20 protein-coding genes and 1 CRISPR repeat array are annotated in these 22,006 nt (G+C 45.1%); of the genes, 10 read left to right on the forward strand and 10 right to left on the reverse strand.

All coding sequences use genetic code 11. The annotated features are described in order from the left end of the window. Window positions 1-8 precede the first annotated feature (8 nt). Both csy3 and cas6f read left to right on the forward strand, forming a co-directional pair. A complete protein-coding gene (gene csy3, locus GWI56_RS07430; RefSeq protein ID WP_198572562.1) occupies window positions 9-1,052 on the forward strand; it encodes a type I-F CRISPR-associated protein Csy3 in 1,044 nt (347 codons plus the stop codon). A gap of 9 nt (window positions 1,053-1,061) precedes the next feature. Beyond that, complete coding sequence (gene cas6f / locus GWI56_RS07435; RefSeq protein WP_198572563.1) at window positions 1,062-1,700, forward strand: type I-F CRISPR-associated endoribonuclease Cas6/Csy4; 639 nt, start codon at window positions 1,062-1,064, stop codon at window positions 1,698-1,700. A 154-nt stretch (window positions 1,701-1,854) separates the two neighbouring features. Further along, window positions 1,855-5,902: direct repeats of the CRISPR family, unit length 28 nt; unit sequence GTTCACTGCCGTACAGGCAGCTTAGAAA. Window positions 5,903-6,122: 220 nt separating this feature from the next. Here cas6f and GWI56_RS07440 read toward each other — a convergent pair. Continuing rightward, window positions 6,123-6,446: a hypothetical protein gene (locus GWI56_RS07440; RefSeq protein ID WP_198572564.1), complete on the reverse strand. Its 324-nt coding sequence runs from the start codon at window positions 6,444-6,446 to the stop codon at window positions 6,123-6,125. Window positions 6,447-6,647: 201 nt separating this feature from the next. Then, window positions 6,648-6,839: a hypothetical protein gene (locus GWI56_RS07445; RefSeq protein WP_023268022.1), complete on the reverse strand. Its 192-nt coding sequence runs from the start codon at window positions 6,837-6,839 to the stop codon at window positions 6,648-6,650. 197 nt (window positions 6,840-7,036) lie between these two features. Between GWI56_RS07445 and GWI56_RS07450 the strand changes: the two genes are divergently transcribed. After that, on the forward strand, window positions 7,037-7,285 hold the full coding sequence (locus tag GWI56_RS07450; protein WP_198572565.1) for a helix-turn-helix transcriptional regulator: 249 nt from the start codon (window positions 7,037-7,039) through the stop codon (window positions 7,283-7,285). Window positions 7,286-7,801: 516 nt separating this feature from the next. Here the strand turns inward: GWI56_RS07450 and GWI56_RS07455 are convergent. After that, the gene (locus GWI56_RS07455; RefSeq protein WP_198572566.1) at window positions 7,802-8,020 is read right to left on the reverse strand and encodes a hypothetical protein; all 219 of its coding nucleotides are present in this window, start codon (window positions 8,018-8,020) and stop codon (window positions 7,802-7,804) included. Window positions 8,021-8,259: 239 nt separating this feature from the next. On the opposite strand from GWI56_RS07455, the gene GWI56_RS07460 reads away from it, so the two are divergent. Next, on the forward strand, window positions 8,260-9,201 hold the full coding sequence (locus tag GWI56_RS07460; protein WP_198572567.1) for a hypothetical protein: 942 nt from the start codon (window positions 8,260-8,262) through the stop codon (window positions 9,199-9,201). Window positions 9,202-9,393: 192 nt separating this feature from the next. Here the strand turns inward: GWI56_RS07460 and GWI56_RS07465 are convergent, their stop codons facing one another. After that, window positions 9,394-10,623: a site-specific integrase gene (locus GWI56_RS07465; protein ID WP_198572568.1), complete on the reverse strand. Its 1,230-nt coding sequence runs from the start codon at window positions 10,621-10,623 to the stop codon at window positions 9,394-9,396. A gap of 210 nt (window positions 10,624-10,833) precedes the next feature. Next, the gene (locus GWI56_RS07470; RefSeq protein WP_006086670.1) at window positions 10,834-11,697 is read right to left on the reverse strand and encodes a YicC/YloC family endoribonuclease; all 864 of its coding nucleotides are present in this window, start codon (window positions 11,695-11,697) and stop codon (window positions 10,834-10,836) included. Between the two features lie 211 nt (window positions 11,698-11,908). Between GWI56_RS07470 and rph the strand changes: the two genes are divergently transcribed. Next, window positions 11,909-12,622 carry a ribonuclease PH gene (rph, locus tag GWI56_RS07475; protein WP_006079862.1) on the forward strand — a complete coding sequence of 238 codons (714 nt, stop codon included), beginning with the start codon at window positions 11,909-11,911 and terminating at the stop codon, window positions 12,620-12,622. A gap of 162 nt (window positions 12,623-12,784) precedes the next feature. Beyond that, on the forward strand, window positions 12,785-13,426 hold the full coding sequence (pyrE, locus tag GWI56_RS07480; RefSeq protein ID WP_006079863.1) for an orotate phosphoribosyltransferase: 642 nt from the start codon (window positions 12,785-12,787) through the stop codon (window positions 13,424-13,426). A gap of 226 nt (window positions 13,427-13,652) precedes the next feature. Here pyrE and folE read toward each other — a convergent pair whose 3' ends face one another. From folE to coaBC, 5 genes are all read right to left on the reverse strand, one after another. After that, a complete protein-coding gene (gene folE, locus GWI56_RS07485) occupies window positions 13,653-14,303 on the reverse strand; it encodes a GTP cyclohydrolase I FolE (protein ID WP_006079864.1) in 651 nt (216 codons plus the stop codon). A gap of 269 nt (window positions 14,304-14,572) precedes the next feature. Further along, window positions 14,573-16,561 carry a S9 family peptidase gene (locus GWI56_RS07490; protein WP_198572569.1) on the reverse strand — a complete coding sequence of 663 codons (1,989 nt, stop codon included), beginning with the start codon at window positions 16,559-16,561 and terminating at the stop codon, window positions 14,573-14,575. A 135-nt stretch (window positions 16,562-16,696) separates the two neighbouring features. Continuing rightward, window positions 16,697-17,290 carry a nucleoid occlusion factor SlmA gene (slmA, locus tag GWI56_RS07495; protein ID WP_113941097.1) on the reverse strand — a complete coding sequence of 198 codons (594 nt, stop codon included), beginning with the start codon at window positions 17,288-17,290 and terminating at the stop codon, window positions 16,697-16,699. 34 nt (window positions 17,291-17,324) lie between these two features. Next, window positions 17,325-17,783, reverse strand: a complete 459-nt coding sequence (gene dut / locus GWI56_RS07500; protein ID WP_105251173.1) for a dUTP diphosphatase — start codon at window positions 17,781-17,783, stop codon at window positions 17,325-17,327. Further along, window positions 17,780-19,000 carry a bifunctional phosphopantothenoylcysteine decarboxylase/phosphopantothenate--cysteine ligase CoaBC gene (gene coaBC / locus GWI56_RS07505; RefSeq protein WP_198572587.1) on the reverse strand — a complete coding sequence of 407 codons (1,221 nt, stop codon included), beginning with the start codon at window positions 18,998-19,000 and terminating at the stop codon, window positions 17,780-17,782. The genes dut and coaBC overlap by 4 nt, the downstream gene beginning before the upstream one ends. A 122-nt stretch (window positions 19,001-19,122) precedes the next feature. Here coaBC and radC point away from each other — a divergent pair, with 122 nt between their 5' ends. From radC to argA, 4 genes are all read left to right on the forward strand, one after another. Beyond that, window positions 19,123-19,800, forward strand: coding sequence for a DNA repair protein RadC (gene radC / locus GWI56_RS07510; protein ID WP_113941095.1), 678 nt, complete (start codon window positions 19,123-19,125; stop codon window positions 19,798-19,800). 121 nt (window positions 19,801-19,921) lie between these two features. Further along, entirely contained in the window at window positions 19,922-20,158 is a 237-nt protein-coding gene (rpmB, locus tag GWI56_RS07515) for a 50S ribosomal protein L28 (protein ID WP_006079870.1), read from the forward strand. Window positions 20,159-20,164: 6 nt separating this feature from the next. Further along, window positions 20,165-20,338 (forward strand): 50S ribosomal protein L33, encoded by a 174-nt coding sequence (rpmG, locus tag GWI56_RS07520; protein ID WP_006079871.1) that lies wholly within the window; start codon window positions 20,165-20,167, stop codon window positions 20,336-20,338. Window positions 20,339-20,660: 322 nt separating this feature from the next. After that, on the forward strand, window positions 20,661-21,980 hold the full coding sequence (gene argA, locus GWI56_RS07525; protein ID WP_105251176.1) for an amino-acid N-acetyltransferase: 1,320 nt from the start codon (window positions 20,661-20,663) through the stop codon (window positions 21,978-21,980). Window positions 21,981-22,006 lie beyond the last annotated feature (26 nt).

The following is a 22,006-nucleotide window of genomic DNA, read 5'->3' on the forward strand; positions in this document are numbered from 1 at the left end:
ACAACCTCATGGCTAAAAATAACGACACCGCCTCAGTACTCGCATTTGAAAAAAAATTAGTGCCATCCGATGGTTACCTCTTTGGATGCCAGTGGGAAACAAAAGAGCAAGCAACCCCATTAGCCCTACAAGAGAAATCGGTACGTGGCACGATTTCTAATCGATTCAATAAGAAAGACGCAGGTGATTTCACAAAAGATCCGGCTAAACTGGATGCAAAAGTTGAAAGTCCAAACTTACAGCGAGTGGATGCCTGTGCTTTGGGGCAGGAACAAGATTCTTTGAAGCTACATTTCACGCTCAAAGTATTAGGGGGGATTGCCCAACCGTCGGCGTGTAACAATGCGTTGTTCAAACAGAGCTACAGTGCTGCGGTTTCGCAGTACATTGCCAAATATGGCTGTTTTGAATTGGCGAAACGCTATGCCACCAACCTTGCTAATGCCCGTTTTCTATGGCGCAACCGCGTTGGCGCAGAAGAGATTGAAGTGCAAGTCAGGGCATTAAACAAAGGGGCAGAGCAGGCGTGGACCTTTAATGCCAAACAATTCAGTACTCGACACTTTGATCATAATGATTCACACATCAATAGTTTGGCCGACAGAATTGCTCAGGTGCTGGCCAGCGAAACAGATCATTTGATGCTGCAAATTGACTGTTACGCCAAAGTCGGTAAAGCCCAAGAAGTTTACCCCAGTGAAGAGTTAGTGCTCGATAAAGGCAACAGCAAAACCAAGAAAAGTAAAATTCTGTATGCAGTTAATGAGCATGCTGCGATGCACTCTCAAAAAATTGGTAACGCACTGCGCTCAATTGATACTTGGTACCCAGATTATGCATCTGAGGAGCAAAGTGCAGGAGCCATTGCGATTGAACCCTATGGCGCAGTCACAAACTTAGGTAAAGCGTTTCGTACCCCTAAAGACAAGCAAGATTTTTACACCTTCTTCGATAAATGGGCGCGTGGTGAAAGCTTGCCCCGCGAAGAAGATGAGCATTACGTCATGGCGGTATTGGTGCGTGGTGGTGTATTTGGCGAAAGTGACAAATAGGTGGCAGTGATGAACTACTACCAAGAGATCACTTTATTGCCAGATGCCGACATTGCCTTGGGCTTTCTTTGGCAAAACGTCTTTCAACAAGTGCACATTGCCTTGGTGGAGCACAAAGTGGGTAGCAATCAATCGCTCGTTGCGGTGGGTTTCCCTGATTATCGTCAAGCGAAATTTCCGCTGGGCAGTAAGTTGCGTGTCTTTGCTAAAGAGCAAGCAACACTGGAAAAGCTGGCAATTCATCAGTGGTTAACTCGATATGAAGACTATGTGCACATCAAAGGGATCAAACCCGTACCAAGCGATGTAACTTACGTAAGCTTTGTACGCAAGCAGGTGAAATCGCCTGAACGTATAGAGCGGGATATGCAGCAAAAAGCCGCACTATGGGCAGAAAAATCCGGTAAACCGCTGGTGGAATGCTTAGCGGATTTACAACAAAGCAAGCCGACAGCATTGTGCTCTTTGCCCTTTATTTACTTGCATAGCCAGCAAACGAAGCAACGATCCCCAGATAAAAGCAGCAAGTTCCCGCTGTTTATTCAGATGCAGCAACAAAGTACATCACAAAATGGGAGCTTCGATTGTTATGGTTTGAGTGCCAAAGTGAATGGACAGTCAGTATTGGGTACCGTACCGCACTTTTAAATTGAACGAAAAAGGGTAAGTTTTACCCTTTATTTTTGCTCTTTAAAAATATGGTTTAAATACAATTAGTTGCAATAGGTGGTTTTAAATAAGGTTAAAAGTGATTTTTATCCTAACTGCCTGTTGTAACTTATTTTTATTGATTTATTCTATTGTTCACTGCCGTACAGGCAGCTTAGAAAATGCTATCGACCACCTCACGGGTTTCAGCATTGTTCACTGCCGTACAGGCAGCTTAGAAACAATATTAAGTCAGATGATGACGGGGATAAATGTTCACTGCCGTACAGGCAGCTTAGAAAACTTAGCAGCCCACATAAACAGTGCTTTAACTGTTCACTGCCGTACAGGCAGCTTAGAAATAGTGATGATCAAGGGTGAACCCTATCAAATAGTTCACTGCCGTACAGGCAGCTTAGAAACAGCCCTTTAATCAATTTAGCGGTATCGAGCAGTTCACTGCCGTACAGGCAGCTTAGAAAATCACCACCAATGACCGCTTTGGCCTAGTGATGTTCACTGCCGTACAGGCAGCTTAGAAAATTTACGGGGTGAGGCATCGTGGCACTATTTTGTTCACTGCCGTACAGGCAGCTTAGAAAATTATGGTGTTTTTCATTTTCATCGTCGGCTTGTTCACTGCCGTACAGGCAGCTTAGAAACACAGAGACATCAGGAACCTCTTCACCAGTGAGTTCACTGCCGTACAGGCAGCTTAGAAATTAACTATGTCGAAACTAAACACTCAATGTTTGTTCACTGCCGTACAGGCAGCTTAGAAAAGCATGAGCAACTGGCTAGCGGTTTTGTTAGGGTTCACTGCCGTACAGGCAGCTTAGAAAAAGATGTAATCTGGTTTTTCCGATGCGCCAAAGTTCACTGCCGTACAGGCAGCTTAGAAATATATGGCAAGCCGGGAACTGTCAAAATGACAGTTCACTGCCGTACAGGCAGCTTAGAAAATATGGTTCACAATTCTGCCAGCTTTAGAAGCGTTCACTGCCGTACAGGCAGCTTAGAAAGATTGTCGACATCCTCAACAAGATTAAAGGCAGTTCACTGCCGTACAGGCAGCTTAGAAATTGGCCGCGCCGGAGTGCACTCGCTATGAGCCGTTCACTGCCGTACAGGCAGCTTAGAAAATACAGGCTCGTAAACGAGGCAGATTCTAACCGTTCACTGCCGTACAGGCAGCTTAGAAATTATTGGTCACAAAAACACGCAATTGCGTTTTGTTCACTGCCGTACAGGCAGCTTAGAAAATCTTAGTGGATGATATAACTTTTAACAACGAGTTCACTGCCGTACAGGCAGCTTAGAAATACCCCACTTAAATCAACTGGCTTGCTCGTTTGTTCACTGCCGTACAGGCAGCTTAGAAAGCTTGAGTAAGCCGCTCCACATCACCGATATGGTTCACTGCCGTACAGGCAGCTTAGAAACCTTTTCGTGGTCGAATGATTCTTACAAAGAAGTTCACTGCCGTACAGGCAGCTTAGAAATTTAACTGGCATTAAACCCCCAAAATATAATCGTTCACTGCCGTACAGGCAGCTTAGAAATGAAACAGTTGGTCAATTCACTGGATTGCTAGGTTCACTGCCGTACAGGCAGCTTAGAAAAGTTTCAAGCGGGAGATTCAACAGGTTTTGGTGTTCACTGCCGTACAGGCAGCTTAGAAAATAGCCTTGCCTAACTTTGATTCGCTTTTATTGTTCACTGCCGTACAGGCAGCTTAGAAAGTATAGAATGGTTAAAGTCGGCGCAGGCTGTGGTTCACTGCCGTACAGGCAGCTTAGAAAAACGAGAAACATCAAAATAGTAATACACAAAGGTTCACTGCCGTACAGGCAGCTTAGAAATGAGCAGATGATATCCATTGATGTAGATGATAGTTCACTGCCGTACAGGCAGCTTAGAAACAGCACTTTGGCGAAAATATCTAACACAAAATGTTCACTGCCGTACAGGCAGCTTAGAAATTGAAAACATGCTTAGCGTTCAGCGCGAGGCAGTTCACTGCCGTACAGGCAGCTTAGAAAATTGCGGCCTTCGATGTACGTATCAGTGATTTGTTCACTGCCGTACAGGCAGCTTAGAAATAGGTGCTGCTGGTTTTAATATTGACCTAACCGTTCACTGCCGTACAGGCAGCTTAGAAAAGCATAAGGGGATCGACAATGGCTCGTTACAAGTTCACTGCCGTACAGGCAGCTTAGAAAATTCGGATATGTGATCCCATCCGCCTTGTTTTGTTCACTGCCGTACAGGCAGCTTAGAAAAGTCAGACTTCCTCTATTCATCACCAAGTGATGTTCACTGCCGTACAGGCAGCTTAGAAAAACTGAATCAGGTAGCAGCCTCACGACTGCCCGTTCACTGCCGTACAGGCAGCTTAGAAAACTCCTGAGGATTACACTAAATACGATTGGAAGTTCACTGCCGTACAGGCAGCTTAGAAAGGTAGAAAATCCACCATGACCTGTGCCGAAAAGTTCACTGCCGTACAGGCAGCTTAGAAAACGGAAGCATATACAGCGGCTTATGCTGGCGTGTTCACTGCCGTACAGGCAGCTTAGAAAGTTAGTGAATGAGCTATCAGACTGCGTTAAGTGTTCACTGCCGTACAGGCAGCTTAGAAAACTACGCAAATTAACTACATCACGCAGCTAACGTTCACTGCCGTACAGGCAGCTTAGAAAGTTATTTGAACGGGCGTTCTTCTTAGAAGCGTGTTCACTGCCGTGCAGGCAGCTTAGAAATGCTTCATTAATTGCTACGCACTGAGACATTTGTTCACTGCCGTGCAGGCAGCTTAGAAATGCTTCATTAATTGCTACGCACTGAGACATTTGTTCACTGCCGTACAGGCAGCTTAGAAAGCCACCCGTAGAGCCGCCAGAAGTCTGTAAAGGTTCACTGCCGTACAGGCAGCTTAGAAAAAGCATTGGGATCGGCTCTGCGAATGCGCTAAGTTCACTGCCGTACAGGCAGCTTAGAAATCCAAGCACGATATCAAATGCTGCAGCAGCATGTTCACTGCCGTACAGGCAGCTTAGAAAGCCACGAAAACACCGTAAAAAAGATCCGCAGAGTTCACTGCCGTACAGGCAGCTTAGAAATGTTTTAAGATGCGCTCAGATAGATAAAGCATGTTCACTGCCGTACAGGCAGCTTAGAAAGCTAGAGACAATGGCAAAGGTGGAGTTTGGAAGTTCACTGCCGTACAGGCAGCTTAGAAAGTCGCTAGGCGTTGAATCAGTTTCAACATCAGGTTCACTGCCGTACAGGCAGCTTAGAAAAATAGATGAGTATTCACCTATTTTCGTCCAATGTTCACTGCCGTACAGGCAGCTTAGAAATTGTACAGCTTTCTCGCCTGCAATGCGCTTGGGTTCACTGCCGTACAGGCAGCTTAGAAATGTATTACTATCAGTTTCACCTTCAACCCATTGTTCACTGCCGTACAGGCAGCTTAGAAACACGAGTTACAATAGTCTAACATCATTGTCTCGTTCACTGCCGTACAGGCAGCTTAGAAAGTACTGGAACGCGACTGAGGCGATCACTGTTTGTTCACTGCCGTACAGGCAGCTTAGAAATTACGCGCAGATTGACGCCCTTGCTGCAATATGTTCACTGCCGTACAGGCAGCTTAGAAATTGCTTGTCTGTTCGGCGTGGTAGCCGAGCACGTTCACTGCCGTACAGGCAGCTTAGAAAAGTACGACCCCAGAATCTTGCCTGACTTTGGAGTTCACTGCCGTACAGGCAGCTTAGAAAATATTAAAACAAGCATTCATCAATGGCGGATTGTTCACTGCCGTACAGGCAGCTTAGAAAATGTACACACTGGAGAACGGATATGGCACTTTGTTCACTGCCGTACAGGCCGCTTAGAAAAGTTTGCAGCAGTTACTCATGCAAAGCGCAGAGTTCACTGCCGTACAGGCAGCTTAGAAATTATGGAAATGTAAGGCAGAATATTTAATATTGTTCACTGCCGTACAGGCAGCTTAGAAACACTGGATTTATGAGCAGCAGTCTTAATGCCGCTTCACTGCCGTACAGGCAGCTTAGAAAGGTATTGCTAGCTTTAATTATGAGTTCAGCAAGTTCACTGCCGTACAGGCAGCTTGGAAAATAATCAGTTTATTACCTGCAACTACGTTAAGGTTCACCGTCTCACAGGCGGCTTAGAAAGCTAGCCAAGTTTGGCTGCAGTTAAAAGCACAAGTTTGATTTGTTGTTCGTTGAAGCGACCCAATAACATTAAGCCTCTTGATTGAGGCTTTTTTATGCGTTTTTCAGGATAGGGTTCTTTTAACTCTTTAAGATTGCCAGTACTGAGGTGCTAAAGTTACCGCCTAATTAGTTAGGTGGCATAAGGGGTTAGCACCTCCTGTATCATATTAAGGCTAACTCAGTAGGTAACTGTCCAACTCCCATTATTGGTTACTACGTCAACTTGCGTTAGATCACACGAGCCTCCATAAGAGACAGAAGTAGATTGACCAAATTTAAGCTGTTTGGGAAAACCTTTTTTCTCGAAAAGGCTTTCACAGTTGCCTCTGTTTACAATGATGTCGTTTATGATGACATCATCTTCAATAGCCTTGACCTTCACTTCGATTGATTTCATATACAAGCCCGCCCTGTCGTAAACTTCAATTTCAACATTCGGTTTAGAATCACTGCAAGCACTAGTCATTCCGAGCAGTGCAAAAGCAAAAAGCAATTTATTCATTTTAAATACACCTTAAATTAGTGATAAACCGCTAACGATGATGGGCATTAAATGGAATATTTATATTGTTTAGTCTGCTGTAAATTGGCATTCGCATTTATAGCTCTAATCTTCGCTATGGACGGTATTGCACTGTGCTACTAGCTGATTGGTAATCAGTAGATTGAGGCCCCTATCCATACAAGGGGCACAATTGAATGTTTAAGTTGCGCTATTAGCTGCATTTTTAGTTTTAACAAAAACAGTGATGGAATACCCAATCCCATACATGGCGGCAAAGATCCCCCATCCAGCTGAAGCTTCTAGATCGATTTCTGCAAATGCAGAAGCAAGGATTAAGCATAATGGGAAAAACACCATTCCTATGATTGACATGGTTTTAACGACTGACATGTGTAACTCCTTTTTAATTCGCGTGTTTGAAGACACTGTTTGTTCCGAAAGAAGACATTTACTTTCTATCGGTGGGTGTTCTTAATGTAAAATGGCTAAATGACCACTATACAGGTCTAAATGTAATGTTTGTAGCGTGGTTTGTCTATCATGTGTCCGTGAGAATTATCCGGTATTCAATATCCTGGGGTTCTCTAGTGAATGATGATGAAGTGTTAAAGATGGGGGTGGCTTTTGGTCGGGCAGTTAAGTTACGTCGAGTCGAGCTAGGCTATAACCAAGAGGGGCTTGCTGATAAGGCTGAACTTGCTCGTTCGTTTGTATCAAGCATTGAACGTGGTGTCGCGAAGGCATCTATAGCTTCTGTGTGGAAACTAGCCCAAGCGCTGAATTGTAATCCATCGGATTTATGGATAACGGCAGAGAGGCTTTATGATGCGCGTTGAGGTCGGTGTAAGCCTTGAGGATTATGCTTCGTAACGCAACAACATGGAGTTATCATCAACCCAATTAACTATAAATTGGGTTAGTCAAGACGCAATCTGTCACTTGTAATTCAAGGTTTAATCAGAGCTGACACCACTTAATATACTAAATACTAAAACAAAAATACCCCAAAGTTTGTTAGCGACGAGCCTAGTTTGGTACATGTGATCTATCTAGATGACCAAATTTTAGCCGATGAAGGGGGCGTGTAGCCGTCTGAATCTGGATAGCAATGAACCACGCGCATTAGTCAGTCAAACGTGAGTTAGAGAGAATTAAAAGCTATTTAGTATCAAATTTTTACGTGCAAAATTGTATGGTGTGCCGCAAAAAAGCAAATTCTTATGACATCATTTATACCAATCTATATTAAGATTTTAGCGGTCAAGTCCAACAAGCGATTTATGCGCTGTAAACAGCGTAGCACATAAATACTAAAACGTTATGGGGGTAAACAAAGTTACCCCCAGAGTTACTTAACTAGTGTGGCAAGGATTGCAACAATAATAGCAACCGTTGATTTTTGCTTCAGGCCACGTTTTTCTAGCAGCGAGTACAGCGCCTGAGCATGTGAGATGAGAACCTAAATCGATTTGATTTTCTGCGTTTGGCATGTAGGAGCAACCAGTTGTTGTATTGTGAACTTCATGATCGCCATTGCTTTGCGCATTTTTGTTAATAATATAATTAGACACATTAACCTCCTTTTTTGTGAGCCTTTAGTTTATACCGTATTTTGCATTGTAAGGTTAATGTAACATTTAAATGTCGAAAATGATAAGTAGGGCAGGGGGTCATATAATAATCGCTTCAGGAGGGACTGGGAATGAGTGGCATTTCCTGTCTCGTTGAATCGCAATAGTTATTGTTGTGTGTCTGATGCGTTGCCAACCTCTTAAGTGCGTGTTAGCGCTCAATACACAGGGAATTTTAGTTGATCGATTTCATTCTGAAGAATAAAGAATGGCTATTCTCCGGTGTAGGAGTGAGTGCTATATTGGTAATTGGAGGTTGGCTATTAAAGCATTCAAGGTCTGAGGCAAATTCAACTCAACCAAGTCCCACTTCAGCAGTGCGTGTCGAAGTTGTTCAAACGCAATCTCTACCTGCAAAAAACATTCAGCCGAATTCAGAAGTCGCGAACATCGTCAAGCGATTCAACCAAGTTCTCGAACTGCTGAACGAGAAGAGAACTTATGGTAGATACACTATTGCAGGCTTGGCACAGCTGATGAAACTTCATTCCGTTGGCGAACTTGAGAGTGTGTTTCTTGGTCGACAAGAACCGTCATTTGAATTTATTGACCATTTCTGCGTCACATTTGGGGTAAATAGAAACTGGCTTATTGAGGGAAAGGAAGCGCCTTTTAGAGAATCTGAGATAACACATTACGATCCGCTCGATTACTTGGATGAAATTGAGGCTCTGGCACCAAACAGACTCTATTTCATTAGGTCGTTATCGAAAGTGGGTGAAGTCTTTCTGCTGCTTAAGTTGTCCGACTACAAGTACAAGATTTTTAGTCGAGTCTGGCACATTAGTGACTATGTTGGCGCAGGTGGCCAAAGTCAAATATTCAGCATGTACCGACTAATATTGGTTCTCCAAAAGAGCCTACTCTGCACCTCCTGCGGGGGAAGGATTCTGCCGGAAGATAAGTTCAACGATCTTCTCAGTGGCAATGTATTTCCTGGATCGGTAATCGAGTTTCCAGCACAAGAAAATCCATGGTGGGATGACTTCGTTGATGTTCACCATAAATATCCGATTTCATCGAGCTACGAGTCGTGGTACGGAAAGGGGTTTATCGCTGCGCAATCAATAGTTCGCTGGAAGCTAAAGGAGAATTCGGAGCGTCAAAGCGCTAACAATTAGCTCAATTCGGACGTACCTGTTAGCTAGTACGTTAACCTATAATAATCTTAATCTGAGACTTACTAGTTCGCATTTTAACACTAAATTATTTTTGTCCCAAAATGACTTTGATGGTTCTCGCTTCTACGAATCGATCTAACAGCACCATCAGAGCTGTCAGATCGTTTATGAGTCATTGCATATAAATAATTATCAATTAGCCTTTTTAGGCGTGTTGATAATATCCTTCAAATATTGCGACAATTTTTCTAACGCTTCCCTTCGTTCATCGAAATAATCATGCTGGTTATAAATCCCTTCAACACCCTTCAGTTTGTGGTTGAGGCAACGTTCAGCAACGTGTCCTGGCGTACCTTGTTTGGCAAGCAGGGTGCGGCAGGTACGACGTAGATCGTGCACTGTGAAGTGGGGCATATCACCCATTAAGTTTGGGGGTTGTTTTTTCTTACCGGCTTCGTGGCCAAATAGTTTAGTGATTGCTCGGTTTAGCGTATCAGGGCCCATATGGGGATTTTTACTGGAGCGTCTGCTTGGAAAAACATATTCGGAACCACAGGCTCTGATTTTTAACTCATTTAGCCATTCCATCACTATGGGAGGCAATGGAATCGCAATACCCACTCCTGATTTGCTTCTGTCTTTGGACAGATTCCACACCTTCTCATCAAGATTAAACTCCTTCCAAGGCGCTTCAGCTAACTCAGACTTACGTACTCCCAATGTAATCAGTAGTGCGCAGGCTAGGTAATTGTCACGGCTAAAACTGTCACTATTTTCCCTAGCGATCTTAAAAAACGTTGTGACTTCCTCTAGCGTTAAAGCGCGGTCTTTACTTTTTTCTAAGCCACCAGCATCTGATATAGAAAATGCACTGGCTGGATTTGCACCAAGTAAATCTAGTTTTATGCCGTGATTAAAAAGCTGCTTACAGTACATTAGAGCATCGTTTGCGATGGCGGGGCGGCCTGTCGCGGCGATAGTTTTGAGGATGTCTCTGATATCTCTAGCTGTAACAGTATCGATATTAAAGCTGCCTATATGCGGCGCGATATCCTTGCGATAGATACGTTCTGGAATATTGGCGTATTTAAGTCGATTGATGTTACCAAGGTGCCAATCAGCAAAAAGCTCATCAACAGTTTTGATTTGAGATTGCTCTGCACGTTTTTTGGCTACGAGCGGGTCGAGACCATCGCGAAACTGTTTCATTTTGGTAGCAGCTTCTGCACGCGCATCAGCAAGAGACATATCACTGTATTTTGCTAAGGTCATTTCTTTGCGTTTAGATTGCGCCGTGTAACGGAGCATCCAATATGGAACGCCAAGTTTTGGGACAACAAAATACAGACCGTTTCCATCTGCATACCGGCCTGGCTCTCCTTTTGCCTTGGACTCAATCTCTTTTACTGTCAGTTTTCCCATAAATCCATTCCCCATCATGACCTTAAGGTTGCTTTTATGAAAGCCAATAATACCCACCGCTGATGATCGGGTTTATTGTAGCATACCCACCAATATACCCACCATATAGTTGTGGGTAGTGGTGGGTATAGATGGATGTTAGTAGACGGTTTATATATTAAAACTGATTAAAAACAATAATTAATGATGATTAATGGATGGTTGTGGATATCATTCGACATTTTGGATCTGCTCGCGCATTTGCTCGATAAGAACTTTAAGTTCCACTGCGGCTGAGGTGATCTCAGTGCTGATGGATTTAGAGGCGAGCGTGTTCGATTCGCGGTTAAATTCTTGCATCATAAAATCTAAACGGCGACCTTCGCTGCCGCCTTTTTTGAGGATGCGGCGGGCTTCGGCCACATGCGCTTCGAGGCGATCCATTTCTTCGGCCACATCTTGTTTCTGTGCCAGTAGCACCATTTCTTGCTCGATGCGGGCTGGGTCGAGTTCACCTTTGATTTCTGCAAGGCGGTTGGTGAGCTTTTCGCGTTGATATAGCATCACAGTAGGCATGTGCTCGCGTACGACGGCGATTTGCTCGCTCACGCCATCTAAGCGACTTAGCAGCATGTCTTTGATGGCTTCGCCTTCACGGCCACGGGCTTCGATGAATTGATCTATGGCTGAATCGAAGGCTGTCATCAGATCGGCGCCGATCGCATCCATATCTTGTTCACCGCTCGCTAGCACGCCCGGCCAGCGTAGGATGTCGGTAAGATTGACATCGCCTTGTCCCGCTTCTTGCTTGAGCCAAGTGGCGGCGCCTAATAGCTGTTTTGCTAGCGCTTGATTCAACTGCAGCTCGTTATTGCTGTTGTCTGCCAGCTCGTAGCGCAAATTGACTTCCACTTTGCCGCGGCTTAAACGTTTACGAAGGCGGTCGCGCAGTACGGGTTCGAAGCTGCGGAATTGCTCGGGTAAACGTAGGTAAGTTTCGAGATAACGTTGATTGACTGAGCGAATTTCCCAGGAGGCAGTGCCCCATTGTGCTTTGTGCTCGATGCGAGCGTAGGCTGTCATGCTTTGGATCATGGGTTGTCCTAATGGTGTAATCGTCATAATGAGAGGCGATTATAGAGTCAATGGCTTTAGGATTAAAGGCATACCGCCAATAGCGACCGGGATTAGGTGTTTGAGTGTGATGAGTTTGCCAGAGAATCACCCTAAGCATGGCATCCTAAGGCTCAAGCCCTTATAATATGCAGCCAAAATCGGTCAATGACTCAGAATACAGGAATCTCGCATGCGTCCAAGTAACAGAACGCCAGCACAAACTCGTCCCATCACTATCACTCGCCAGTTTACGGCCCATGCCGAAGGTTCTGTGTTAGTGGAATTTGGCGAAACCAAAGTGCTTTGTACCGCCAGTTTTACTGAAGGTGTGCCACGTTTCCTTAAAGGTCAGGGTCAAGGCTGGGTGACGGCGGAATACGGCATGTTGCCACGTTCGACCCATAGCCGTATGGATCGTGAAGCCGCTCGCGGTAAGCAATCTGGCCGTACGCAAGAAATTCAACGTCTTATCGGTCGTGCCCTACGCGCCTGTGTGGATATGAAAGCCCTAGGCGAAAACACTATCGTGATCGACTGTGATGTGATCCAAGCTGACGGTGGCACACGCACTGCCTCTATCACTGGCGCCTGTGTGGCCTTAGTGGATGCGTTGAACTGGGCGCGTGGTAAAGGCATCATTAAATCTAACCCGCTGAAATTCCTTATCGCTGCTGTCAGCGTAGGTATTTACAAGGGTGAAGCGATAAGCGATCTAGAATATATCGAAGACAGCGCCGCTGAAACTGACATGAACGTCGTGATGACAGAAACGGGTAAGATCATCGAAATTCAAGGCACCGCCGAAGGCGAGCCATTCAGCCACGAAGAATTACTCGAACTGTTGGCATTGGCGAAGAACAGTATTCGTGAAATCGTCGATGTGCAGAAAGCCGCACTGAACTAATATTGTGGTGATGAAAAAGCCCCGTCATGTTATAGAGTGCGGGGCTTTTTATTAACTGCAGCTTTTTATCTGCAGCAAGATGCTAGTGTAGTGCAAGCTCTGTACCGAATAAAAATTCCCCATAATACAAAACCAATAAAGACAAAGTCGTAAGGAGATATTGTGAAAGCTTATCAACGTGAGTTTATTGAATTTGCCCTAGAACGTCAGGTGTTGCGATTTGGCGAATTTACCCTTAAATCGGGCCGTATCAGTCCTTATTTCTTCAATGCGGGTTTGTTCAATACTGGCCGTGATTTAGCACGTTTAGGCCGTTTTTATGCCGCTGCGTTAGTGGATTCTGGCATTGATTACGACTTGCTGTTTGGCCCTGCTTACAAAGGTATTCCAATTGCTACCACAACGGCGGTTGCCCTGTGTGAACACCACGATATCGATATCCCTTACTGCTTTAACCGCAAAGAGAAAAAAGATCACGGCGAAGGTGGCAGCTTAGTCGGAAGCGAGCTGAAAGGCCGCGTTATGTTGGTGGATGATGTGATCACCGCAGGTACTGCAATTCGTGAGTCGATGGAAATCATCGAAGCCCATAAAGCACAATTAGCCGGTGTGTTGATTGCTTTAGACAGACAAGAGAAAGGCAAGGGCGAGTTATCGGCCATCCAAGAAGTTGAGCGTGATTTTGGTTGTGGCATAGTGGCAATTATTAAACTCGCCGACCTAATCAGTTATTTGTCTGAAAAACCAGGGATGGAAGTGCAACTTGCCGCCGTGAGCCAGTACCGCGAGCAATATGGCATTTAAGTCTAGTGTTTGACGGCTGGTATTGATCAAGCGGCTATCGCAGGCTTGGTGAAATCAGTTAATCAGCCAGCATTGATCTTAGCTAGGTTGAGAAAGGTTTGATTGAGTTGGTATGAAAACAAAAAAACGCTGCGATTCTATAGAAGGAATCGCAGCGTTTTTTATTGAGCTGTATTGGTTGCTATTGATTTCGACACGTTTTAAATAGCGTTAAGTTTCAATACATTTATTTAGACTGGTGCAAAAATTCGGCGCGGGTCGCAGGGTTAGATTTGAAAATACCACCCAGCGCTGTGGTAGTGGTCGAACTGGTGGAGTCCATCACTCCACGGGATTTGACACAGTAATGCACGGCATCCATTTTAACGGCAACGTCTTTGGTTTCGAGTAAGGTTTGCAGCGCGACTAACACTTGCTGAGTCAAACGCTCTTGCACTTGTGGACGTTGGGCAAAGAAACGCACAATACGGTTAATCTTTGATAAACCAATGATTTTTTTGCGTGGTAGATAAGCTATGGTCGCAGTGCCATCGATCGTCACTAAATGATGTTCGCAGGTGCTGGTAAGGCTAATGTCTTGCACTCGCACCATTTCATCGAAGCCCATCTTATTGTCGATCACAGTTATCTTAGGGAAGTTCGCATAATCTAAGCCGGAGAAGATTTCATCGACGTACATTTTAGCAATGCGGCGCGGCGTATCGGCAAGGCTATCGTCTGACAGATCCAATGACATTAATGTCAGGATTTCTTTCATATGATGTTCAATCTTGTCTTTACGTTCTTCACTGCTGTAAACGCTTGGGAGCATTGGGGTTTCAAGTCCACGTTCTAATAACGCGGCTTGTACTTTTACTGCTGCTTCACTTAATGCCATCTTATCCTCCACTACGTCGTAGCGGCTATAACAGAAAACCTATGCTGATCATCGTGTAGTACTAGGGCTGTTCAGCATCAGATACAAATTATTGTTATTCTCGCTAGGGCAAGAATAGGGGGAGGAGGATAGCGCGAATTGCAGACAATTCATACCGAAAACGCGCATAGGCCACATGAAAAAGCCGATAGTCCTTATCGGATATCGGCTTTAAATCTGCCACTGCCAATCGAGTTTAGCCTAGCAGTGTCGGCAAGTTTGAGTTAATTCTAAAGTTTCAGATTGGTTTTTAGGAAACTGAGCATTTTTTCATAGTATTTCGCTCTATGCTCATCGTTATAAAAACCGTGGCCTTCATTGTCCATCACCAGTTTTTGGTAAGGATAATGGTGAGCTTTTAGGGCTTTTTCGAGGGATTCGAGTTGCTCAATTGGCGCTCGATCATCTTCACCACCATGCACCAATAGTATGTTTGCTTTGAGTTTATCGACGTTTTCAGAAGGAGACATTGCTTTAAGTACCGCTTTATCTTGGCCAAGCACATCCTTGAGATAGCTAGTACCAGAACGGCTGTTGGCGACATCGCCTTTATTAAACATCAATTCAAGATCATATACGCCAGCTACACCTATGGCGCATTTAAACATATCTGGCGCAAGCACAGCGCTCTGCAAGGCGCTGTAACCACCAAAACTGCCGCCAACGATACAGATGCGCTCCTTATCGGCAAAACCTTGGTCAATGACGTACTGGGTTGCGTCGATAATGTCATGCTGAATATCTGAGCCCCATTTTTGATAGCCAGCGCGTTCAAATTGATCGCCATATCCGCCTGAACCACGGAAGTTGACCTGTAGAACGGCTATGCCTTGGCTTGCTAGATATTGGTTTTGTGGGTCAAAGCCCCACCAGTCACGGATACCGTGTGGACCACCATGTGGATTGACGACTAAGGGTAGGTTTTTAGTTTCTTTACCAAAGGGAAGCGTTAGATATCCATGGAGTTGTTTGCCATCACGGCTGGTGAAACTGATGGGTTTAACATCAGCCATTTGCTCTGGGTTGAGCCATTTTTTAGCGGCGGCTAGATATTCAAGTTTTAGTGTTTTCGTATCAAATATGTAGTAATCGCCAGGGTTTCGATCGTTAAACGCAAGTACGACGAGTTTTGCTGCATCTCGGGTTTCGCTAACAATTCGTACTTGGTGACCGGGGAGAGCACCCAGCAGATCTTTTAGCAATTTAGCGTGCGAATCCTCATTATCGACAAAGGCATAACTTGGGTAACCATTTTCAAACTCGACGGCGTAAAGTTGTTTATTGGTGCCGTTAATCCAAAAGTTGCTAGGGTCAACGTTTTCATCCTGAATGATTTCAGTTTTATCGCCCGTTTCGAGATTAATTTTATAAACCCCTAAGGTTTCACCTTGGGAGCGTCCTGCTGCATAAATTGTATTTTTATCATCGGCAAAGGAGAGTGGTTTAAAATCAGCAAGACCTAGATTTAGTTTATCGGTATTTACCCAGTTACCGTCTTTGCGGTAGAACACTTTAGTAATGTTTTTATTGTCCTCACCGGCAACGAAGCGGACTTCACCTTGATGGTCTGTCATAAAACGGGCTCTGCCGATAGGTGAGCCTGTGATGCGTTTACGTGTGCCATTGAACAAGTCTACGCGATAGACATCTTGTGATAGTTCAAAGTCAAGATTGATCCTATCATTCCATGGAATAGCATTGACTAACATGTAGCGTTCATCATCTGGCAGAGGATCGAGGATAAACGCGCTCGCCCGCATAGGGGTATTTTTCTTGATATTTGAACCTGTTTGTTGCTCGCCACTCTCGAAGCCGAATAAATACGCTTTTCGTGAACCATCGGCATTTACCGCCATCAATTCACCGTAGTAGATAGGTGTGTCTTGCCAGCCTTTTAGGTATTCTTTTGCCAATACCAATCGCTCACTGTTGGCCCATTCATAGTCGCCGACTTGAGCATTATCGGGAAAACGTATCGCATTGAGGAGTTTTTTGGTTTGGGTATCTAAGACTAAGAGAACGTTTTTACCTTCGACACTTGTGATCGCGCTTAAGTATTTACCCGTAGGCGATATTTTTACATCCGAGTACTCATCACCTTTGCTGAATAACTGTGCTTGCGATAACGCATTCGCGTTGGAGCTATTGGCTGCAAAGGTGGATATTGGAAGTATTGGTAAGCAAAGTGTCGCCAATGCGGCTAATCGGAAGAGTTTCATCTGACATCCTTGTAAAATCATTGTGTTTTTTGTTCTTAAAATGTTTTTCGAGGATAAAACAAAAGATGGAGTGAAACAAGGAAGGAATATCGAACATAAAGGACGATAGTTACCGTCCTTTATGTTGAAAAATCATTAGCTTTGTAAAAGTTGGTGCTGGATAAAACGCCACTGTTCATCGAAGTGTGTCGTCGGTTTGAGTTTGAATTCACTTCGTACAAATTGGGCGATGCGGCCTTCGGCAAAGGCTAACAGTAAATTGGCTAATATGGCTTCGTCTAAGTTGAAGCCTTTACCTTCTCGCAGGGTTTTTTCCCGTAAAATTTGCTTTAACTGGGTTTCAATTTTGGCAAATAAGTTACCAATACGGCTTCGCAGGCGTTCATTTTCACCGAGTAGAGCATCACCGTTGAGAACGCGGGAAATTCCTGGGTTACGCTCGGCAAAGATCAGCAGCAGTTGCAGTACCAACTGGCAGCGCTTCATGGTGTCTTTTTCGTCATCCATGATTAAATTGATGCGCGACAATAACGACTCTTCGATAAATTCGATTAAGCCTTCGAACATCCGCGCTTTACTCGGGAAGTGGCGATACAGTGCGGCTTCCGATACACCGACTTCTGAGGCCAGTTTCGCTGTGGTGATCCTTTGTCCTGGGTTGGTTTCTAGCATCTGCGCTAGACATTGCAGAATGTGTTCACGACGATTAATTTTTGGGCTTACAGCCATTGCAGTATCCTTGGCTCAATAACGACTTAGGGGATTATTTAGTGCCTGAATGGCCAAATCCGCCTTCACCACGGTCTGAGCTGTCGAACTCATCAACGAGTTTGAATTGTGCTTGTACCACAGGAACAAACACCAGTTGCGCGAGACGATCGCCCATTTCTAAGGTGAATGGACTGTCACCACGATTCCAACAAGATACCATTAAGGGGCCTTGGTAATCTGAATCTATGAGTCCGACTAGATTCCCCAGTACGATACCGTGTTTATGGCCCAGGCCTGAGCGCGGTAAAATCACCGCTGCAAGTCCTGGGTCGGCCACATGAATGGCAATCCCCGTGGGAATGAGCACTGTTTCACCCGGTGCTATGGTTAAAGCCGTGTCTATCATGGCGCGAAGATCCATGCCTGCACTGCCTGCGGTGGCGTAAGCGGGCAAGGGAAATTCTGAGCCGATACGGGAGTCGAGAATTTTTAATTCAATCGGTGTTTTCATGTATTTGTTTTTTCTTTCACTATCAACGAAAGTAATTGCCGTGCCAACGTGAGTTTGTCAGTAGCAGGCAAATCTTGACTGCCGTGCGGCCAGAAAACACGCAGGGCATTAGCATCGGCATTAAAGCCTAGGCCAGCAATGGAAACGTCGTTTGCGGCGATCATGTTCAAGTTTTTACGTTTGAGCTTATCGCGCGCATAGGCTTCTACATCATGGGTTTCGGCGGCAAATCCCACCACAAAAGGACGGTTAGGTAAGCTCGCAACCGTGGCTAAGATATCAGGATTCCTCACCAGCGCAAGTTGCATTTCTTCGGTCGATTTTTTGATCTTACAGGTAGCAATATCGCTAATGCGGTAGTCTGCAACGGCGGCGCAGCCAATAAAAATATCTTTTTTATCAACGTTATCCATAACAGCATCGAGCATATTTTGCGCCGATTCAACATCAATGCGTACCACGCCTTCAGGAGTATTTAAATTTACGGGGCCTGAGACTAAGGTTACTGCTGCACCCATATCTGCCGCGGCTTTAGCCAGTGCAAAGCCCATTTTTCCAGAACTGTGATTTGAAATGTATCTGACGGGATCAATTGCTTCACGGGTTGGTCCGGCGGTGATCAGCACCGACTGGCCAGCAAGAGGCAGCGCAGAGACTTCTTTTGTTGCAAAAAAATCACTGGCTAGCTCGGCAATTTCTAGCGGTTCGAGCATGCGTCCAGGCCCCACTTCACCACAGGCCTGACTGCCACTGGCGGGTCCCCAAAGTGTAAAATCACGTGATGCTAGGCTAGTTAAATTCGCCTGCGTAGCCAGATTGCGGTACATCTGCTGATTCATTGCTGGACACAGGGCAATTGGCGCCTCAGTGGCAAGACATGTGGTGGTGATTAGCTCATCGGCCATGCCTGCATTAATCCGCGCCAATAGGTTTGCGGTTGCAGGGGCGATGATGACGAGATCTGCCCAACGAGCAAGTTCTATATGACCCATGGCTGCTTCTGCTGCGGGGTCGAGCAAGCTAGATGCCACTGGATGTCCAGACAACGCTTGCAGCGTCAGAGGCGTGATAAATTCCATCGCACTTTGGCTCATCACCACGCGCACATCAAAACCACGCTCTTTCAAGCGACGTACTAAATCAGCACTTTTATAGGCCGCAATACCGCCGCCAATGCCCAGCAGGACGTTTTTATTTGTCAGACTCACAGACATCATCCGAGATAGAAATAATGCTGGCAACAATATCACAAAGTGGTGAATTTTAGTGACTATCCCAGTTCAAAAAATCTCGTCCATACTCAGTAAAGTGAAAATATGTGAGATGACAGGGAGGTCACATGGGGATTAAAGATTGGCCTGAGGGTGAAGGTCCCAGAGATAAACTGTTACAAAAAGGAGCTGCGCATCTCTCGGATGCTGAATTACTGGCAGTATTGCTGCGTAACGGTTTAGCTGGATTAAACGCGGTTGACCTTGCTAGGTCGCTTATTTGCGAGTTTGGCGGCCTCAGAAACCTGCTCTGTGCCCCAAGAAATCAGGTGTGTCGACTTCCGGGCGTAGGACCTGTAAAATACGCCCAGCTTCAAGCTGCGGCCGAATTAGCGCGGCGTGTAGCGCAGGAAAATCTGCAAAGAGGTCAGGTTTTGACAAATCCCGATTTAACTCGGGACTATTTAATGCGACAATTGGCCGATCGCTCCTATGAAGTGTTCGCAGTTTTACTGCTGGATAGCCAGCATAGAGTGATTCAATTTGTCGAATTATTCCGCGGCACAATAGACTCAGCCTCAGTATATCCACGTGAAGTGGTGAGCTTAGTGCTGGAGAAAAAGGCCGCAGCAGTTATAGTTTGTCATAATCATCCGTCTGGTATTGCCGAGCCCAGTCAGGCTGACCGACGAATAACTGAGCGATTAAAAAATGCGTTAGCAACCATAGACGTATCCTTATTGGACCATATGGTTGTAGGTGATCGAGAGATAGTTTCTTTTGCAGAACGAGGCTGGATTAATTAATCTAACACTTGATCTTCACTCTGTGATCGTGTATAAAATGCGCCCTCTTTGTGCCTCGGGCGACGGCCATACGAGGCACATTAATGCTCGAGCGTTAAAATTGTTTTTGGAGAAGATTGACATGTCAAGAGTATGCCAAGTTACTGGCAAGAAGCCGATGGTTGGTAACAACCGTTCGCATGCAAAAAACGCGACCCGTCGTCGTTTTTTACCTAACCTACAAAACCACCGTTTTTGGTTAGAAGAAGAAAAGCGTTTCGTACAGTTACGTGTATCTACTAAAGGTATCCGTCTGATCGACAAAAAAGGTATCGAAGTTGTTGTTGCTGAACTTCGTGCCCGTGGCGAGAAGGTATAATAGATCATGGCTAAAGCTAAAGGTAATCGTGAGAAGATCAAATTAGTTTCTACAGCTAAGACTGGTCACTTCTACACAACTGAAAAAAACAAGCGTAACATGCCTGAAAAAATGGAAATCAAAAAATTTGATCCAGTTATTCGTCAGCACGTTATCTACAAAGAAGCCAAAATCAAGTAATCCTTGGTTAGTGTTTCGAGAAAAGCCCCTTATTTAAGGGGCTTTTTTTGCACTTTTTTTAGTGGCTAGTCATCAAGTTGAGATAATTGCCTCGCAAACTTAAGCAACTGAATCATCCCTTGTGAAGTTAAAAAAGTGTGAACACTTGCTGAAAATATAAAACAGTGCGGTTCTAAGCACTTTAAATCATTAAATCTGCACTTTAGTGAGAATAAATTCTTTATATGTGAATTAAAATGCAATACCATACGCGAAAGTTAGCGATTCATTCCTGGTGTGTCATAGTGACGCTGCCAGCTCAAAAATGAGGTGTAAATAACGCGTGCGTACCACTGAACTGGTTGATGGATTTCGTCATTCTGCCCCCTATGTTAATGCTCACAGAGGTAAAACTTTTGTGGTCATGCTTGGCGGTGAAGCTTTGGCTCAAAATCAATTCCGCGCCATCTTAAATGATGTCGCCCTGCTGCACAGTTTAGGGATCAAAGTGGTGTTGGTATATGGCGCTAGGCCGCAGATTGATGCTGCATTAGCCGCCAACGGTATTGCGCCTGCCTACCACGACGGTGTGCGTATCACGGATGAAGATTCGCTCAAAGTGATTAAGCAAGTTGCGGGTGCACTGCAATTCGATATCACAGCGCGTTTATCCATGAGTTTAAGTAATACGCCGATGCAAGGTGCGCAAATTAACTTAGTGAGCGGCAACTTTGTGATTGCTCAACCACTGGGTGTGGATAATGGTGTGGATTTTTGCCTGAGTGGCAAAGTGCGTCGTATTGATGTGCAAGGCTTAAAACGTCAGTTAGATAATCACTGCATCGTATTGATGGGGCCGATTGCGGCTTCGGTTACTGGTGAAAGCTTTAATCTCACCGCTGAGGAAATCGCGACTCAAGTGGCAATTAAGCTTAAAGCAGACAAGATGATCGGCTTTAGCTCACAGAACGGTATTCTCGATCGTAATGGCGATGTAATTGCCGAGTTGATGCCAAATGATGCGCAAAACATCATGAACAAGCTGGCCGAGCAAGGGTCTGCTTGTGTTGGCACTATGGCGTTTCTCAAAGCCAGTATCGATGCTTGCCGCAATGGTGTGCCACGTTGTCATTTAGTTAGCTACCTTGAAGATGGTGCTTTACTACAAGAGCTGTTTTCCCGCGAAGGGATTGGTACACAAATCGTCACTGAGAGTGCTGAGCGTTTACGCTGTGCGTCGATCGCCGATATTGGCGGTGTGTTGAACCTTATCCGTCCATTGGAGGAACAAGGCATTCTGGTGCGTCGTAGTCGTGAGCAGCTTGAGATTGAAATCGAACAGTTCATGTTGATTGAGCGCGACGGTTTAGTGATTGGTTGCGCTGCGCTCTACCCTTTTGAAGAGGACAATGCGGGTGAGTTTGCTTGTTTGGTGGTGCATCCTGATTATCGCGATGCCGATAGAGGGAGCTTACTGCTGAAGAACATTATCAATCAGGCTAGAAACCGCGGTTATTCACGCTTGTTTGCGCTGACAACTCGGAGCATTCACTGGTTCTTAGAGCATGGTTTTGTGATTGAAGATGTTGAAGCACTGCCACAGAAGAAAAAGCAGTTGTATAACTATCAACGCCGCTCAAAAATTCTCGCGCTCGATCTTTAAGCCGTTCTAAATCAATCCAATCAATG

It is taken from the genome of Shewanella sp. DW31 (assembly GCF_015767295.1).
Taxonomy (GTDB): domain Bacteria; phylum Pseudomonadota; class Gammaproteobacteria; order Enterobacterales; family Shewanellaceae; genus Shewanella; species Shewanella oncorhynchi.